Below are 16,064 nucleotides of genomic sequence, written 5' to 3' on the forward strand. Positions count from 1 at the left end.
GGAAAACGCTAGCGCGCCTTTCGCCTTCGCGCGGGAACCTCGGTCACATAGGTGCGGGTGGTCGTGACAGCGGGTTGGATCACCACGGTCGTGGTGGTGGTGCCCGGATAATAATAGCCGCCCGATAGGAAGCCGGGAGTCTGTGTCGTCGTGACCACCGGTTCGCCCGGAGCGGCAGGGCGGCTCATCGGATGCGGCGCGGCGGCATAGGGCGGCGGGTCGAAATCGACGCCGGGGCCGCGGCTCACCTGACCTTCGAAGCGGCCTTCATAATCGCCGCTATAGGTCTTGCCGTCCTTGTCGCGCCAGGTGCCGCTCCAGCGGCCTTCGTAGCCCAGCGGCGGCGAAGGCGGGCCTTCAGGCGCCGTTACTTCGTCGTCATAGCGCAGGCCGGGCGGGGGCGGGCCGTCACCGCCCTGATCCCCCCACTCGACATCGCTGCGATAGTCGCGCACGCGGCCGGCGCGATCGGTCATCACCGCATCGTCATAATAGCGCGACCAGCCATAGCCGCTGGCCGGCGCGGGTAGGCTGTAAGCGCCATAATTGCGGATATAATAAGCAGGGCTGATCCAGTAGCGGGGCAGCACATAGCCGACGACCGGCCGGCGATAGGCGGCCCAGCCGCCGGGCGCGTGCCAGCCCGCATACCAGCGGCCGCTATAGCGAGGGCCCCAGCGGTGAACGGCCGTCCCCCAATTCTGCGCCGGCCGCGCCGTGCCGCCTTTCATCACGGGACCGTGTGCGAAAACAGGTGTCGTCATCCCGATCGTCAGGCAGGCCCCCGCCAGGATGATGCTCCGGATATGCATGCTCGAAACCCCGTTTTCGGCTGATTTGTTAACGGCTTGTTTAGCATGATGGGACGCGGCGATCCACGCGTTGGCGGCCTTGTCCTTGTCCCGAAACGGGGCAGAGCCTGTTCAGCCCAGCCGCGATCCGATCCGGGCGATCAGCGCCTCCAGTCCGGCCTTGTCGGCATCGTCGAACCGCGCGGCGACCGGGCTGTCGAGGTCGAGCACCGCGACGATCCGGCCGCCCGCGATCACCGGCACGACGATCTCCGAAGCGCTGGCCGCATCGCAGGCGATATGGCCGGGGAAGGCGTGGACATCCTCGACCACCTGCGTCTCGCCGCTGGCCGCCGCCGCGCCGCATACCCCCTTGCCCAGCGGAATGCGGATGCAGGCCGCCTTGCCCTGAAAAGGGCCGAGGACCAGTCCATCCCCAACCATCCGATAAAAGCCCGCCCAGTTGAGGTCCGGCAGGAATTGCCAGATGAGCGCCGAGACATTGGCCATATTGGCGATGGCGTCGGGTTCGTCCGCCGTCAGCGCGTCGGCGGCGGAGAGCAGGTCGTCATAGAGCGTGGCTTTGTCGGCGTCGGCCGGGGGAGCGAAATCGAACATGGCCGGGATATAGGGGGTGTCGGGCGCGTCGGCCAGTGTCCCGGTGGAAGGGAGGCATGATCCGCGCCGCCCGTATCAATCCAGCCGAACCTTGCCGCGCCCGGCCTTCACCGAACTGCGCGCCTTCTTCGCATCGACGCGGCGGGCCTTGGCGGCTTTGCCGGGCTTGGTCGCCTTGCGCGCCTTGGGGACGATGGTCGCCTCCCGGATCAGCTCGACCAGCCGCTCCACCACTTCCTGCCGGTTCAGGAGCTGGGACCGGGAGCCTTCGGAACGCAGGATCAGCACGCCTTCCGCCGTCATCCGCCGCCCGGCGATCGCCGCCAGCCGGTGCTTCACCGCTTCGGGCAGCGACGGGCTGTTCGCCACGTCGAAGCGCAATTGCACGGCGCTGTCGGTGGTGTTGACATGCTGGCCCCCCGCGCCGGTCGAGCGGACGAATGTCTCCGAAAGCTCGTCAGTGTCGATGGCGATCGACCGGGTGACGGGGATAAGCGTCAAATCCTATAGCCCCACCTGTTCGAGCAGTTCCTGCCCGAAACCCGCCGCCGCGAAGGTCTCCGGCAGCGGTGCCGTCGCTTCCGCAGGCGCTTTCTCGCCGCGTGGAATGCTGAGGAACCGGCTGTGGAGCAGCATCGGGCCATCGCCGGTCCCATAGACCGGATCGCCCACGATGCCGAAGCCCAGGCCATGCAGCGCATGGGTGCGAATCTGGTGGGTCCGTCCAGTGCGTGGGGTGAAGACGATCAGCGACCGGCCGTCCTTCTCTGCGATCTTGCGCCATTCGGTGACCGCTGCCTTGCCCGCCTTGGCCGGGATCATGCGCCAGCCCTGTGCCTGCGTGCTGATCTTCTTGAGTGCGAGTTCGATGGTGCCGCTGTCCTCCGCCGGGATGCCGTCCACGACCGCGACATAGCGCTTGGTGACGGTTCCCGCCTCGAACGCGGCGGCGAAGCGCTTGTGCGCCTTGGGATTGCGGGCCAGCAGCAGGCAGCCGCTGGTGTCCCGGTCAAGCCTGTGCACCGGTAATGGCCAGCGCTGGAAGCCGAAGGTCAGCGAGGAGAGATGGTTTTCCAGCGCGAGGGACCCGTCACGCGGCGCGTCGACCGGCAGGCCAGCGGGCTTGTCGAGGATGATGGCCTCGCCATCGATGAACAGGACTCGATCGTGAAGCAGGGACAAAGGCGTTTCCGTGAATGAAGGGGAGCGATTGACGCGCGTGCGGCTTCCTATAGGGCGTCGTGCTTATGGAGAATAGGGGGCATGAGCCGCACCCGCCGGGCGGGGGAAGGCTGGAGTGGATCGATGTCGCGCGCGGCATCGGTATCATTGCCGTGGTCATAGGCCATGTGTGGACGCGCGGGGGGCTACGCGATGCGATGTACAGCTTCCACATGCCGCTATTCTTCCTGCTGTCGGGCCTGTTGTCGCGCCCGCAGCCGGCGGCGCGCTTCGCCCGGCGGCAATGGGCGTCGCAGATGCGGCCCTATGCGGCTTTCCTGATCCTGCTGGTCGTGGCCGACCAGATCATCGAGGCGATGAAGGGCGGGCGGCCGATCTTTCACGACTGGCCGAGCGATGTCCTGCCGATCCTGCTGGGCGGCTCCTGGCTGCGCGGGCCGTTCACCATCTTCTGGTTCGTGCCCTGCCTGATGATGGCGCGGATATTGTTCAATATGGGGCTGGCGCGCTGGCCCGACCCGCTCGACCGGCGCTGGGCTTGGGCGATGTTGCCTTGTTTGGCGGTCGCCTATGGGGTGGGCAAGGTCACTGGCCTGTCGCCCCTGGGGGTGATTACCGTGCCGATGGCGCTGGTCCTGCTCTGGATCGGCGCGGCCTGGCAGCTCGTGACATGGCGGAACTGGATGGTCGTGCCGCTGGCTCTGCTGTCGCTCGCGGGGCTGATGGCGCTGCTGCCGACGCTCAATATGAAGGCGGCGGATTATGGCTGGCCGTTGCTCTCCATCGGATCGGCGGTGGCGACCTGTTTCCTGCTGTTCCGCTTCTCGGTGCGGATCGCGCCTTTCAGTGGTTGGATAGCGGCGGTCGGCCGGGCGTCACTGGTCATCATGTATCTGCATGTCGCGGTGATCCACTATCTCTCGCCCTATCTGAGCAAGCCGTGGTTGCTGATGCAGGCACTGCTGGTGCCGCTTGCGGCCTATTATCTGATCCGATCCGTGCCAGGCGCGCGGCGGATTTTTCTCTAGGGCTGTCAAATCCCACACATCATGCATGCAGTGGATGGCCCCGACAAATCTCCATGCCCGATCTCAATGCAGATGCCGCAGTTTGTCGGGATTGCGCATCACGTAAATGCCGCTAACGCGTCCATCCTCTATTTCGAGCGCGGTCGTCTGCAACTCGCCATCCGCCTCCCGCGTTACAAAGCCGGGCAGCCCGTTGATCAGCCCCACGCGCACCAGCGTCGAGCCATATTTGCCGAACAGCACCGCCAGCGCCTTGTGCACCTGCATGACCTGGGCGATGCCCAGCACCGGAACCACCGCCGCCGGCCGCTTGCCGCCGCCATCGCTATGCAGGCTGACATCCTGCGCCAGCATCGCGCCGAGCGCCGTCATGTCGCCGCTCCGCGAAGCCGCGAAAAAGGCGCTGGCGATTTCCAGCCCGCGCTGCTTTTCAAGCTTGTAGCGCGGCCGCGCCTCCCGCACATGCGTTCGCGCCCGGGCGGCCAATTGCCGGCAGGCGGCCGGATCGCGATCGACGGTCGCCGCGATCTCCTCAAAGCCGACGCCGAACACATCATGCAGCAGGAAAGCCGCGCGCTCCAGAGGCGACAGCCGCTCCAGCGCCAGCATCAGCGGCAGCGTCACATCCTCCTCTTCCCCATCATCCTCGACCAGCGGATCGGGCAGCCAAGGCCCGATATAGGTTTCGCGCCGATGCCGCGCCGATTTGAGCTGATCGAGGCACAGCCGCGTCACCGTGCGCCGCAGGAAGGCCTCCGGCTCGCGCACGGTTTCGCGGTCCGTGCCCATCCAGCGGATGAAGGCTTCCTGCACCGCATCCTCGGCATCCGCGACGGACCCCAGCATGCGATAGGCGACGCGAATGAGGCGGGGACGCAGCGGGTCGAAGCTCGCCGCCGCGTCCGGATGCGTCCCCTGCGCCATCAGGCGGCGGCCTTGGCCGGGGTTTCGTACCAGAGGCCGAAACCCACCGCGATGCGGTTCCAGCCGTTGATGACGTTGATCATCAGGGTCAGTTTCACCTGTTCCTCCTCCGAAAATTCGGCGGCGAGCGCCGCATGGGCCGCGTCATGCCTGTGCCCTTCGGACAGGCGCGTCAAGGCCTCCGTCCATTCCAGCGCGGCCCGTTCGCGGGGGGTATAGCAGGGCGCCTCGCGCCAGGCCGACAGCAGGTAGATGCGCTGTTCCGTTTCGCCCTGGGCGCGGGCGTCGGCCGTATGCATGTTGATGCAGTTGGCGCACTGGTTGATCTGCGATGCGCGGATCTTCACCAGTTCGATGAGGCTCGGCTCAAGGCTGGCGTTGACGGCGTTGGAGGTGGTGAACCAGCTCTTCATGAGCTGAGGCGCGGCGGCGAAGGGATCGAGCTTGGCAGTCATGGTCAGCACCTTTCTTCCTGGGTTGTGCCGACATGACGAGACAGGGTTGGTGGCTGTGACATGGGTGGTGAAAAAATTTTGCGTGTTTGGCAGAAAAGGGGTGGGGAACGGACGTTCCGCTTTCCTTGAAGCGCACCGTGCTCCTGCGAAGGCAGGAGCCCAGTCCGGCCCTCGGTGGATCAGCGCATCGCCTGAACTGGGCTCCTGCCTTCGCAGGAGCACGTATCGCTGAACGGCAGCTATCGGCCAAAAACCACAGCCATCCGCCCCGCTTGGCGCCAAAAAAGAAGGGAGCCGACGCGCAGTCCGATGCGCCGGCTCCCCGCTGGCGTTGATGCCTTGCGACCCAAGGCTCTCAACAACCGTGTCGCCTGAAGCGATGGGAAATTGCCTCAAACAAAAACCAGACGGCGCGGCAACGGCTTATCCGTGCAGCTTCAGCGCCGTTTCCGCGATCCGGCGGCCCTGATAGCGCGCACCTTCCAGTTCTTCCTCGCCCGGCTGGCGGCTGCCGTCGCTGTCCGCCAGCGTGGTCGCGCCATAGGGCGACCCGCCGCGCACCTTGTCCACGCCCATCTGCCCGGCAAAGCCATAGTCCAGGCCGACGATCACCAGACCGAAATGCAGCAGGTTGGTGATGATCGAGAAAAGCGTGGTTTCCTGGCCGCCATGCTGGCTGGCAGTCGAGGTGAAAGCCCCGCCCACCTTGCCGTTCAGCGCGCCGCGGGCCCAGAGGCCGCCCGCCTGATCGAGAAACGCCGCCATCTGGCTCGACATGCGGCCAAAGCGCGTGCCGGTGCCGATGATGATCGCGTCATAGTCGGCCAGATCGGCAACGGTCGCGACCGGCGCTTCCTGATCCAGCTTGAAATGCGCGGCCTTCGCGACTTCCAGCGGCGCGGTTTCGGGCACGCGCTTGATGTCGACCTGCGCGCCTGTCGAAGCGGCGCCTTCGGCCACGGCCTTCGCCATCGTTTCGATGTGGCCGTAGGAGGAATAGTAGAGAACCAGAACCTTCGCCATGAGTGTCTCCATTTCGTCTAATGCATTGATCGTAAAAAGGTTTCGAAAAGTCTGGCCGCCCGCGCGAGGGGGGAGGTTGCGCGGGCGGCCTTTCGGCCCGTCCAAGGGGGAGGGGGGAGAAGGACGGTCCGGATTTCCTGTCGCGGCATTCTTAAGGTCGTCGGCGTGGCCGCCTGACCGGAAAAATGCCTATTCGCTGTCCACCAGGACGATTTCGGCGTCCTCGATGGCCTTGATGGTGATGGGCGCGCCGCCGATGATCGCGGCGCCATCCCGCGCCTCGAAAATCTGGCCATCAATCTCGATCCGGCCGGTTGCCGGGACCAGATAGAGGTGACGCCTTTCCGCGCTGTCATAGGTCACGCTATCGCCCGCCTTGACCGTGCCGCCCAACAGGCGGGCATCGGCGCGGATTCGCAGCGCTTCCTTGTCATCGTCCTGGCCGCTGGCCAGCACCACCAGCTTGCCGGACCGGTCGCCCTTGGGGAAAGGCTTGGCGCCCCAGCTTGGTTGCCCGCCCCGGCTGCGCGGAATGACCCAGATCTGGAAGAGCGTCGTCGTCTCGTCCTCCAGATTATATTCGGCGTGGCGGATGCCGGTGCCCGCGCTCATCACCTGGACGTCGCCGGCCTCGGTGCGGCCCTTGTTGCCCAGGCTGTCCTGATGGGTGATCGCGCCCTTGCGGACATAGGTGATGATTTCCATGTCCGCATGGGGATGCGGCGGAAAGCCGGAGCGCGGGCCGATTTCATCGTCGTTCCACACCCGGATCGCGCCCCAGTGCATGCGGGCGGGATCATGATAGTCCGCGAAGGAAAAATGATGCCGCGCATTCAGCCAGCCATGGTCGGCATGGCCGAGCGAGGCGAAGGGGCGGCGCTCGATGCGGCTCCCGACGGTCGTGCTCATATGCTTGCCTTTCGAATGTTGCCGTCCGCTTCCCAAACGGGCGCTTCCGGCTTGCTTTCCGATAATCTAGCGATCAGGATCGTTTCTTGAATAAGCAGCATTGAAACGGATTGTTTCCTTATGCGTCTTCCCGATTTCGAGGCCTGGGCGATGTTCGCCGCCGTGGTCGAGCATCGCAGTTTCACCGACGCCGCCAAGGCGCTGAGCGTTTCCAAGGCTACCGTGTCCAAGGCCGTGTCCCGGCTGGAGCAGCATCTCGACACCAGCCTGTTCAGCCGCACCAGCCGCCGCCTGGCGCTCACCGAAAGCGGTAAGCGGCTGGCGGATCATGCCGCGCGCATCCTCTCCGAAGGACAGGCGGCTGAGGAGGCGGCGCGGGACGAAACGGCGGAACTTTCCGGCACGGTGCGCCTGGGCGCGCCGATGACCTTCGGCCTGCTCCGCGTCGCGCCGCTGATGGCCGAGTTCACCAAGCAGAACCCGCAAGTGGACATCGACCTGCACCTGTCCGATGCGCGCATCGACCTGGTGGAGATGGGGCTGGACGCCACCATCCGCATTGCCGACATGCCCGACAGCTCGCTCCGCGCCCGGCGGCTCGCGGACGTCAAGCTGCATGTCGTCGCTTCCCCGGCCTATCTCGCGGAACGGGGGCGTCCCACCCATCCCTCCGACCTCGGCAGCCATGATTGCCTCTGCTATTCCAACACGCCGACACCCGATGTCTGGCGCTTTTCAGGGCCGGGGCAGCAGAATGTCGTGGTGCAGGTCCGCGCCCGAATCACGGTCAACAGCGGGGAGGCGATGCTGCCCGCCTTGCGCGCTGGCGTCGGTATTGCCCGGCTGCCCGACTTCATCGTTGGGGACGCGTTGGCGTCCGGCGAGCTGGAGGAGATTCTGGTGGACTGGCGCCCGCCGCCGTTCGGCATTCATCTGGTCACGCCGCCATCCCGCCTGCGGCCCGCGCGGGTCGACGCGGTGCTTGATTTTCTGACCCGTCATCATGGCTGTTGAACGCTTGTTTCGCAGACGAATCTATATTGACTCTATCTGAATCATTTCGACGTCAAAACATCGCAAACTGATTCAAAATCACGCGACTCGTGGATTCCTGCCGGTTAGCGAAAAATTAACCTTTGTCCTTCAGAAGTTTTTTGGTTAATGAATTGGAGCGGCTGCCGTTCTCTGGGGGTGAACGGGACTGCTACGCAAAGGGGCTTCACATGCGCGTGCTGCTAATCGAAGACGAACCGACAACCGCCAAGGCGATCGAGCTGATGCTCACGACCGAGGGGTTCAACGTCTATACGACCGACCTTGGCGAAGAGGGTCTCGACCTCGGCAAGCTCTACGACTACGACATCATCTGCCTGGACCTGAACCTGCCGGACATGCACGGCTATGACGTGCTCAAGAAGCTCCGCGCGGCGAAGGTCCAGACCCCGGTGCTGATCCTGTCCGGCGTGGCGGAGATGGACAGCAAGGTCCGCTCCTTCGGCTTCGGCGCCGACGATTATGTGACCAAGCCGTTCCACCGCGAGGAACTGATCGCCCGCATCCATGCGGTAGTCCGCCGGTCGAAGGGCCATTCGCAGTCCGTCATCCGCACCGGCAAGCTGGCGGTGAATTTGGACGCCAAGACCGTGGAAGTGGACGGCAACCGCGTCCATCTGACCGGCAAGGAATATGCGATGCTGGAGCTGCTCTCGCTCCGCAAGGGCACGACGCTGACCAAGGAAATGTTCCTGAACCACCTTTATGGCGGCATGGACGAACCTGAACTCAAGATCATCGACGTCTTTATCTGCAAGCTGCGCAAGAAGCTGGCGCTGGCCTGCAATGGCGAAAATTATATCGAGACCGTCTGGGGCCGCGGCTATGTGCTGCGCGATCCGGATGAGGCGGAAGAGTTCGCCACCAAGGTCGCCTGACGCGCCCGACATCGATTTGAAAAGGGAAAGGGCCGACGATCCGCAAGGGGTGGTCGGCCCTTTCCGTTTTCATTGCCGGAAAAGCTTCAATCCAATTTGGAACGCGTGCCCAGGCCCGGAGAGCGGGTTCTGAAGCCGGGCCTTTTCGTCTCGACGGAGACCCGGAAATTCGCGGGAACCCGATAGGACGACTCTGTCGGCTTTTCGGCGGGGGCGGGGCTTTTCACATTGGCGGGGTCGATCGAAGCGCCAAGCTGCACGCCAAAGGCCTGCCCTCTGCGCCAGGCGATCCTACCTTCCGCGGGCGCGCAATCGGGTAGGGTGATGACCACGCTGTCCCCCAGCGCCAAATCCAGTTCGCATCGCCCGCCAATGCCCAATTCCGAAACGTCGCGGACCAATATGTCGATTTCGCCATGGCGCGGATGGCGCATGCGGGCCTTCAGCAGCCTGCGCTGCCGCTCATATAGGCGCTTCGACAGAAATTCGGGATCGGAATCGGGCATGAATGTCCCGCGACTTTTCCTTGCTTGGCGTCTGACGACCCCGATTGCGACCTCATTCCACTCGAACATCTATTCGGAGGAATATCTATAACTTTAGTTTAGCTCCTTTGCCGGGGAATGGGAAGTTGGATCATCTTATCCTGCGTAAATCAACCGGTTTTGACCGAAGCGACAAAGGAAAGGCCGACCATCCCGATGGGGAGGGCCGGCCTTTCGATCAGGCGGTGGGGCGCGGTGGGTCGGCTGAAAGCCGGGTGGGGTGGGGGGAGCGCCCCGTCAGGATGTTATTGGTCCGCCTGATCCGAAGAGGAAGAGCTGCCCGACCCCGAAGCCTGGCCGCTGCCCGAAAGCTGCCCGGCAGCGCCGATCGAAGCTGCGCCATTTGCGCCGTTCGCAATGCCGCTTGCCGTACCGGCGGCGCTGCCGGCGGCGTTGGCCGTAGCCGACCGGGCCCGTCCGGCCGCATTGGCTGCGCGGTCATGGGCGGCACTGGCCGTTGCGCTTGCGCGGTCCCGCGCCGCGCCGGCCGTGCTGGCGGCCTGATCGCGCACGCTGCCCACGGCGTTGCTCACGTCGCTGGTGCCAAGCGTGTCGGCGGTCAGACTGCCGCTGGCCGATCCATTGGCCGATCCGGAGGCGCTGCCGCTATGGCTCTTGCCGTGGCGGCTGACCGAGCCACTGGCGGAGCCGTTGCCGCTGCCATGGCCCGAACCGCCAGCGCCCACGCGGCCATTCTCCAGGTCGATGCTGCGGTCAAGGCCAATGCCGCCCGAACCGCCAAGCGTGCCGCCCAGCGATCCGCCTACACCGCCCAGCGCACCGCCAAGGCCGCCGCCGAGCGCGCCGCCACCGCCGCCGCCCAGCAACTGAGCCGAGGCAGGGACCGCCGTCATGGCGGCAAGAGTGGCGGCGGCAAGAAGGAATTTCACTTTCATCGATCGTCTCCTTGTTCGTTGTCGATCCGATGAAAGGAGAACGGGAGGGCGATCCTATTTAATCCCGACCCCTCGAAAAAATTCTGCAAGCTACTGATATTCAGTCAATATTTCTGCATTCGCCGCAGATCACCACAGGCCCCGCGCCGCGTTTCCCCTCTGCGCGCAGGGCGCTAAGGCTGCCTGTGACGAACAGCCGCCCGGTCACCAGGGGAGCTGCGAAGGACGTGCCCCGCACCTTGCCCTTGCCGCCATCGGGGCGGGCGGCGTTCATGTCCGCTCCCGGCGCGGCGAAATCGACATGGCGCGCCCGTCCCGCTTCGGGCAGGACGCGGCCGCGCCCGTCAATGCCGGTGACGGCGATCACATCGGCATAGGAGGCCGGATAGGCGGGAGGCGCCGCCGGTCCGTCATTGCCGACCGCCGCGACAACGGTCACGCCCTTGTCCCGCGCCAGCCGGATCGCGCCCGCCAGCAGCGGATTGTCCGGTCCCACCAGGCTGACCGTCACCACGCTCACCCGCCGCGCTGCCATCCAGCCCAAGGCCCGGGCGATCGCGAAGGCGCCGCCGCCTGCGGGATCGTCGCCATAGACATCCGCCACCAGCAGCGGCGCGCCCGGCGCCGCGCCGCGCACGCTGCCCGTCCCGCTGATGAGCGACGCCACCGCCGTACCATGGGCGCTGGCGCGGGGCGCGCCGCGGGCGAAGCCCTGCTGCTCGACCGGGCCGTTCAGCGCCGGATGACGCGCCACGCCGCCATCGATCAGCCCCGCCGCCTTGCCCTGCACCGGACCCGCCTCGGTCAGCGCGGCGGCCGTCATCCCCATGGAGGGGCCGCTGGGGAAATAGAGATTGTCGGCGCTGGCCTGCGCTTCCGGGGCGATTGAACGCACTTGCCTCAAGGCGCGGGAGAGGCTGCGGCCCTTCGGCACGGTCAACCGGGTGATGCTGAGGTCGAGCCCTTCGACCGCCGCATCCTCCACCCCATAGCCGGCGGTGCGCAGCGCCTCGATGCTCTTCCCCCGCGCGCCGGTCAGCAATATGACGCCGCGCCGCGCCGGTTCGCGCCGGTCGTCCAACTCCACCGAGTCCGCATGACGCCGCAGCAGATCGCTGACCCGCGCCGCCCGCGCCGTCGCCAACCGGTCCGCAAGGCGAGCGGGCGACAGCCGGTCGAGGCCCGCCTGGTCCAACGTTCCCTCCACCCGGTCCAGCACATTGGGCACGACGCCGCCCACCTGCCCCAGCGCGCCGCCGGGGGAAGAAAGCAACTGCGCCTGCGCGCCGGGCGCGGTCAGCAGCAGGCCGGCGACGATCCATGAACGTGCGAATTTCATCTCGACCTCTCTACCACCGGCGCACTTTCCGGTCCTTTCGTTTTCAAAATGATTCATCGCAAAAAAATTTCCGATAGAAGATGCGGGCTTCAGGGATGAAACGGCGGCTGACGGTCGTTTCATCCCTGACGGACAGAAATGGAGACCGGATGTCGTTCGAAAGCGATCTGTTGGCGATCCTGCCCCGGCTGCGGCGCTTTGCCGCCAGCCTGTCGCGGGACCGCGCCGATGCGGACGATCTCTGCCAGGCGGCGCTCGAAAAGGCGCTTCGGGCTCGCGATCAATGGCAACCGGGGACGAGACTGGATAGCTGGATGTATCGGATCATGCGCAATCTCTGGATCGACGAGGGCCGCTCGCGCCAGCGCGCCGCCCGGACCTTTGCTCCGGAAGAGGCGGGCGAGCATGTCGGCCATGCCGGCGACCGCGATGTGGAGGCGCATGTCATGCTGTCCGACGTGGATCGCGCCATGCACGCCTTGCCCGACGAGCAGCGGGAGGCCATCGCGCTCGTGCTGGTCGAGGGGCTGTCCTACAAGGAAGCGGCCGATGTGCTGGGCGTTCCGATGGGGACGCTGACGTCAAGGCTGGTGCGCGGGCGCGGCGCGCTGATCGAACTGTTGGGGGAAGCGGCATGACGGACATCGATGAAGCCATGCTGATCGCCTGGGTCGACGGTGAGCTGGATGAAGTGACGCGGCGGCGCGTCGACCGCGCCGTGGCGGAGGACCCCGCGCTGGCTGAGCGTCTGGAGATGCACCGCCGCCTGCGCGAAAGGCTGTCGGGTCATTATGCGCCGGTCGAGGCGGAGCCGCTGCCCGCCGGAATGCAGGCGTTGCTGGCGGAGAGCGCGAAGATCGTCCCGCTTTCCCGGCCTGCGCCGCGTTGGGGGCATTGGGGGCGGCATTGGGGCACGGGCGGCGCCATTGCCGCGAGCCTCCTGCTGGGTTTGGGCGTCGGGCATTGGTCGAGCGGGCCGGACGGGCTGGTCGCGGTGGGGAAGGATGGCATGGCCGCGCGGGGCGAACTGGCGTCGGCGCTGGAAAGCCAACTCGCTTCCGCTCAGGATGATGCGCCGATCCGCATCGGCCTCAGCTTCCGGCGCAAGGGCGGCGGCTGGTGCCGCAGCTTCGAAGGGCAAGCTGTATCCGGCGTCGCCTGCCGCGAGGGGGAAGGCTGGCAAGTGCAACAGCTTGTGCCGGGCGCAGGGCAGGGGACGGCCTATCGACAGGCATCGTCCGGCGATGCGCGGGTCATGGCGACGGTCGATGCGTTGATGGATGGCGCGCCGCTCGACGCCGCGCAGGAAAAGGCGGCGAAGGATAAGGGGTGGCGTTAGGACGGCGGCTGTTTTTGGTGGAGAGCGGACATTGAGGTTCGGTCTGGGGCGCACCGTGCTCCTGCGAAGGCAGGAGCCCAGTCCTGCCGTCAGTGGATCGTCGCACCGTTTGAACTGGGCTCCTGCCTTCGCAGGAGCACGGTGCGCTTAATGGCTGGCAATAGCCACCAACTGCCACCACCAAGGCCAGCCCAATCCCGCCCCGCATCCTCTCCGATCAAAATTCGAAGTTCAACCGGCCATAATAAAAGCCCCCGCTGGTCCCATAGGGCGAATATTGGTTGTAGAGCGAGAAGCCATTGCCCTGCAGCGCGGGCAGCAATTTATCGGGATAGCTGTTGAACAGATTGTTTGCGCCCGCCGTCAGCTTGATGCCCTTGCGCAGTTCCACTCCGGCTTCCACGTCGACGATGATCTTGGGGTCGATCTCCGCATCCAGCGAAGGCGTGGTCGGATGGACCATCATCACCCTGCCATAGCGGGTTGCGCGCAGGTTCAAGCTCGCCGGACCCTTGGTCCAGAGGATATTGGCGATGAACTTGTCGCGTGGCGTGCCCTTGGTGAAGTCACCCTGTTTCGAGCGGCCGATCAGCGCCAGCCCGGAACTGGCCAGTACGGATGGAACCGCATCCACATGGGTGAAGACGGTCTTGTTGAAATTGGCCGACAGGCTGAACACGGCATGGCCGAAATCGCTGAGATCGGCGCGCCAGGTGCTGACCACGTCCAGCCCGCGCGTCCGCGTATCGGCCGCGTTGGAGAAGTATAAACCGCCCGCCGAAGAAGTGATCCCCGCCGCCGCCAGCACGCTGCGCACCAGCGTGCCTTGCAGCGTTTCGGACAGCAGGATGCGGTCCTTGATCTTGATCTGATAGGCGTCGACCGTGATGTTGAGGCGCGCCGTCGGCGTAAGGACGATGCCGGCGGAGAGGTTCCTCGACTTTTCCGGCTTGAGCGGCGTCGCGCCCAGAGCGACGGCGGCGGCGGAATCCACCGGCAGCGCCGATACAGGCAGCAGCACGCCGCCCACGTTGATCGTGCTGGCGGAGGAATAATGCTGCTGTTGCAGCGTCGGGGCGCGGAAGCCCGTGCTTGCCGTGCCGCGCAGCGCCAGGCCGCGCACTGGCTCGATGCGGAAGGATGCCTTGCCGGTGTCGGTGGTGCCGAAATCGGAATAATCCTCATGCCGCCCCGCCAGCGCGACCTCGAACCCTTCCACGACCTGCTGTTCCAGGTTCAGATAGGCGCTCCAATTGTCGCGGCTCCATTTGCCGGCGGAGGAAAGCGGGAAACCCGTCACGCCCTGCGATCCGGATGTCCGCAGCACGCCGGCGTTGGCGCCGCTGGCCGACCGGTAGCCGCCGTCGACATAGGATTCCGGATCGCCCGCGCCGATGGCGTAGCTGTTCCATCGATATTCCGCGCCCAGCGCCACCAGCAGGGGTTCGGCCAGGCCCAGTTCGACCGTTTTCCGGAAGTCGAGATTGGTCGTCCATTCCTTCGCCGTGACGGAGCCGATATACATGTCGGTCGGGCTCGCCGGGCCAAGCGACGCGTTGACCACCGAGCTTTCCCGATATTTCACCCAATTGCGGGAAAAGCTGCTGGACAGGTCGTAATGGAACGTGTCCGACAGATCGCCGCGCAGCCCGGCCGCTGTCTGGAAATCCTCGTCATAGATATGGAGGTGGGGGCTATAGCCGTTGGGGAACAGTTCCGGGATATTGTTCGGCGCATCGGGGAAGCGATAAGTCAGCCAAGCATCGCTATGCCGCCGGGAAGCCGTGCCGAACAGGTAGAATTCCACGGCGTCGTTCACCGGAAGCGAGGCGTCATAGGCGAAGTTGATGCCCGAAACCTGCGGCTGGCCGCCTTTGTTGACGTTGCGGTCGACGGTCGCTTCGCGCGGATCGAGCGCGCCGGTGGTCGATGAATAGAGCTGGCCCACCCGCGCATAGAATTGGCCGGGATTGGGCGCGCTGCGATAGGTGCGTCCCTGAATGAAGCCGTCCAGCGTGAAATGCACATGGCCGCCGTCCCCGATGCCGAAGCCCTTGCTGATCTGGAACCGGCCCTGCTCGCCGCCGCCGTCGGCCGTGGCCCCGCCCAGCAGGGAGGCGGTGCCGCTGGCATCGTCTTTCAACAGGATGTTGACCACGCCCGCGATCGCATCGGACCCATATTGGGCGGACGCCCCGTCACGCAGCACCTCGATCCGTTCGATGGAGGAGGAGGGGATGAGGTCCAGGTCCGGCGGCGACTGACCGTTCTGGGTCGTGCCGTTGATGAACAGGGTCGCCGTATTGTGGCGCCGCTTGCCGTTCACCAGCACCAGCAACTGGTCCCCCGCAAGCCCGCGCAGCGACAGCGTCTTGACCGCGAAGCTGGCGCCCGCGCCGCTGTTCGACACGTTGATCGACGGCACCAAGGTTCCCAGCAGGTCGCGGACCGACTGCTTGCCGCTGGCTTCCATATCCTTGGCGCTGAGCACGTCGATCGGGGCCAAGCTTTCCGCGACGGTGCGGGTGGTCTGGCGGGTGCCGGTGACGATGATGGGGGCGGCGGCCTCCTCCGCTTCGATGCCCGGCGCCATGGCGACCGGCGCCGTCGCTCCCGCAAGGCCGACCTGCGCGACTTGAACGGCCAGCGGCCGGCGGTGGGCCGCGCTCCGGTTGGCCGGGATGGCGAGCGCGATGACGCCGACGCCTGCCTCGCTATGTTTGAGCGCGGTTCCGGCGAGCAGCCTTTCCAGCGCGTCCTCGGTCGATAGCCATCCTTGCACGCGCCGGCTGCGGATCGCCGCCACTTCGTCATAGGGAAACAGGATGCGTACGCCCGATTGCGTCGAAAGCTGGCGCAGGGCGCTGCTCAGCGGCTGGGGCGCGATGTCGAACTTGTGGCGTTGCGACAGAGTGGCGTCCGTCCTGGAGCCCGCCAGAAGCTCCGTGGGCGAAACAAAGCAGGTGGCGAGGGCGAACCCCGCCAGTGCATGGCGAATACGCATCGGTTGTTCCCCTGTGGCGGACTGCATTATCGTGCCGTTCCGATTGCATCGAACGAAGAAACGGCTCCGACCCGCTATCC

At 65.6% G+C, this 16,064-nt stretch carries 17 protein-coding genes; 5 read left to right on the top strand and 12 right to left on the bottom strand.

Annotated features, from left to right (window positions below; all coding sequences use genetic code 11):
- Nucleotides 1-8: 8 nt before the first annotated feature.
- The 4 genes from HUK72_RS01740 to HUK72_RS01755 form a co-directional block, all read right to left on the bottom strand.
- Nucleotides 9-812, bottom strand: a complete 804-nt coding sequence (locus tag HUK72_RS01740; RefSeq protein ID WP_176595258.1) for an RcnB family protein — start codon at nucleotides 810-812, stop codon at nucleotides 9-11.
- Between the two features lie 111 nt (nucleotides 813-923).
- Complete coding sequence (locus tag HUK72_RS01745) at nucleotides 924-1,409, bottom strand: GAF domain-containing protein (RefSeq protein WP_176595259.1); 486 nt, start codon at nucleotides 1,407-1,409, stop codon at nucleotides 924-926.
- Nucleotides 1,410-1,484: 75 nt separating this feature from the next.
- On the bottom strand, nucleotides 1,485-1,910 hold the full coding sequence (gene arfB, locus HUK72_RS01750) for an alternative ribosome rescue aminoacyl-tRNA hydrolase ArfB (protein ID WP_176595260.1): 426 nt from the start codon (nucleotides 1,908-1,910) through the stop codon (nucleotides 1,485-1,487).
- A gap of 3 nt (nucleotides 1,911-1,913) precedes the next feature.
- Complete coding sequence (locus HUK72_RS01755) at nucleotides 1,914-2,591, bottom strand: RluA family pseudouridine synthase (protein ID WP_176595261.1); 678 nt, start codon at nucleotides 2,589-2,591, stop codon at nucleotides 1,914-1,916.
- 65 nt (nucleotides 2,592-2,656) lie between these two features.
- On the opposite strand from HUK72_RS01755, the gene HUK72_RS01760 reads away from it, so the two are divergent.
- Nucleotides 2,657-3,619, top strand: a complete 963-nt coding sequence (locus tag HUK72_RS01760; RefSeq protein WP_176595262.1) for an acyltransferase family protein — start codon at nucleotides 2,657-2,659, stop codon at nucleotides 3,617-3,619.
- A gap of 63 nt (nucleotides 3,620-3,682) precedes the next feature.
- Here the strand turns inward: HUK72_RS01760 and HUK72_RS01765 are convergent, their stop codons facing one another.
- The 4 genes from HUK72_RS01765 to HUK72_RS01780 all read right to left on the bottom strand — a co-directional run bounded on the left by HUK72_RS01765 (nucleotide 3,683) and on the right by HUK72_RS01780 (nucleotide 6,930).
- A complete protein-coding gene (locus HUK72_RS01765) occupies nucleotides 3,683-4,543 on the bottom strand; it encodes a sigma-70 family RNA polymerase sigma factor (RefSeq protein ID WP_176595263.1) in 861 nt (286 codons plus the stop codon).
- Complete coding sequence (locus HUK72_RS01770; protein ID WP_176597693.1) at nucleotides 4,543-4,998, bottom strand: carboxymuconolactone decarboxylase family protein; 456 nt, start codon at nucleotides 4,996-4,998, stop codon at nucleotides 4,543-4,545. Before HUK72_RS01770 ends, HUK72_RS01765 begins: the two co-directional genes overlap by 1 nt.
- A 423-nt stretch (nucleotides 4,999-5,421) precedes the next feature.
- Nucleotides 5,422-6,021, bottom strand: a complete 600-nt coding sequence (wrbA, locus tag HUK72_RS01775) for an NAD(P)H:quinone oxidoreductase (protein ID WP_176595264.1) — start codon at nucleotides 6,019-6,021, stop codon at nucleotides 5,422-5,424.
- Nucleotides 6,022-6,210: 189 nt separating this feature from the next.
- Nucleotides 6,211-6,930 carry a pirin family protein gene (locus HUK72_RS01780; RefSeq protein WP_176595265.1) on the bottom strand — a complete coding sequence of 240 codons (720 nt, stop codon included), beginning with the start codon at nucleotides 6,928-6,930 and terminating at the stop codon, nucleotides 6,211-6,213.
- A gap of 120 nt (nucleotides 6,931-7,050) precedes the next feature.
- Between HUK72_RS01780 and HUK72_RS01785 the strand changes: the two genes are divergently transcribed.
- Together HUK72_RS01785 and ctrA are read left to right on the top strand one after the other, a co-directional pair.
- On the top strand, nucleotides 7,051-7,944 hold the full coding sequence (locus HUK72_RS01785) for a LysR family transcriptional regulator (protein ID WP_176595266.1): 894 nt from the start codon (nucleotides 7,051-7,053) through the stop codon (nucleotides 7,942-7,944).
- A gap of 209 nt (nucleotides 7,945-8,153) precedes the next feature.
- Entirely contained in the window at nucleotides 8,154-8,861 is a 708-nt protein-coding gene (ctrA, locus tag HUK72_RS01790) for a response regulator transcription factor CtrA (RefSeq protein WP_007688543.1), read from the top strand.
- 86 nt (nucleotides 8,862-8,947) lie between these two features.
- Here ctrA and HUK72_RS01795 read toward each other — a convergent pair whose 3' ends face one another.
- The 3 genes from HUK72_RS01795 to HUK72_RS01805 form a co-directional block, all read right to left on the bottom strand.
- Nucleotides 8,948-9,367 (bottom strand): hypothetical protein, encoded by a 420-nt coding sequence (locus HUK72_RS01795; protein WP_176595267.1) that lies wholly within the window; start codon nucleotides 9,365-9,367, stop codon nucleotides 8,948-8,950.
- 284 nt (nucleotides 9,368-9,651) lie between these two features.
- Nucleotides 9,652-10,302: a hypothetical protein gene (locus HUK72_RS01800; RefSeq protein WP_176595268.1), complete on the bottom strand. Its 651-nt coding sequence runs from the start codon at nucleotides 10,300-10,302 to the stop codon at nucleotides 9,652-9,654.
- A 100-nt stretch (nucleotides 10,303-10,402) separates the two neighbouring features.
- Nucleotides 10,403-11,698: a S8 family serine peptidase gene (locus tag HUK72_RS01805; protein WP_176595269.1), complete on the bottom strand. Its 1,296-nt coding sequence runs from the start codon at nucleotides 11,696-11,698 to the stop codon at nucleotides 10,403-10,405.
- A gap of 92 nt (nucleotides 11,699-11,790) precedes the next feature.
- Here HUK72_RS01805 and HUK72_RS01810 point away from each other — a divergent pair, with 92 nt between their 5' ends.
- Both HUK72_RS01810 and HUK72_RS01815 read left to right on the top strand, forming a co-directional pair.
- Nucleotides 11,791-12,279 carry an RNA polymerase sigma factor gene (locus tag HUK72_RS01810; RefSeq protein WP_013846235.1) on the top strand — a complete coding sequence of 163 codons (489 nt, stop codon included), beginning with the start codon at nucleotides 11,791-11,793 and terminating at the stop codon, nucleotides 12,277-12,279.
- A complete protein-coding gene (locus HUK72_RS01815) occupies nucleotides 12,276-12,980 on the top strand; it encodes an anti-sigma factor (protein ID WP_176595270.1) in 705 nt (234 codons plus the stop codon). The genes HUK72_RS01810 and HUK72_RS01815 overlap by 4 nt, the downstream gene beginning before the upstream one ends.
- 217 nt (nucleotides 12,981-13,197) lie before the next feature.
- Here the strand turns inward: HUK72_RS01815 and HUK72_RS01820 are convergent, their stop codons facing one another.
- Complete coding sequence (locus tag HUK72_RS01820; RefSeq protein WP_176595271.1) at nucleotides 13,198-15,984, bottom strand: TonB-dependent siderophore receptor; 2,787 nt, start codon at nucleotides 15,982-15,984, stop codon at nucleotides 13,198-13,200.
- Nucleotides 15,985-16,064 lie beyond the last annotated feature (80 nt).

Origin of the sequence: Sphingobium sp. 15-1, assembly GCF_013375535.1 — a bacterium.
Taxonomy (GTDB): Bacteria; Pseudomonadota; Alphaproteobacteria; order Sphingomonadales; family Sphingomonadaceae; genus Sphingobium; species Sphingobium aromaticivastans.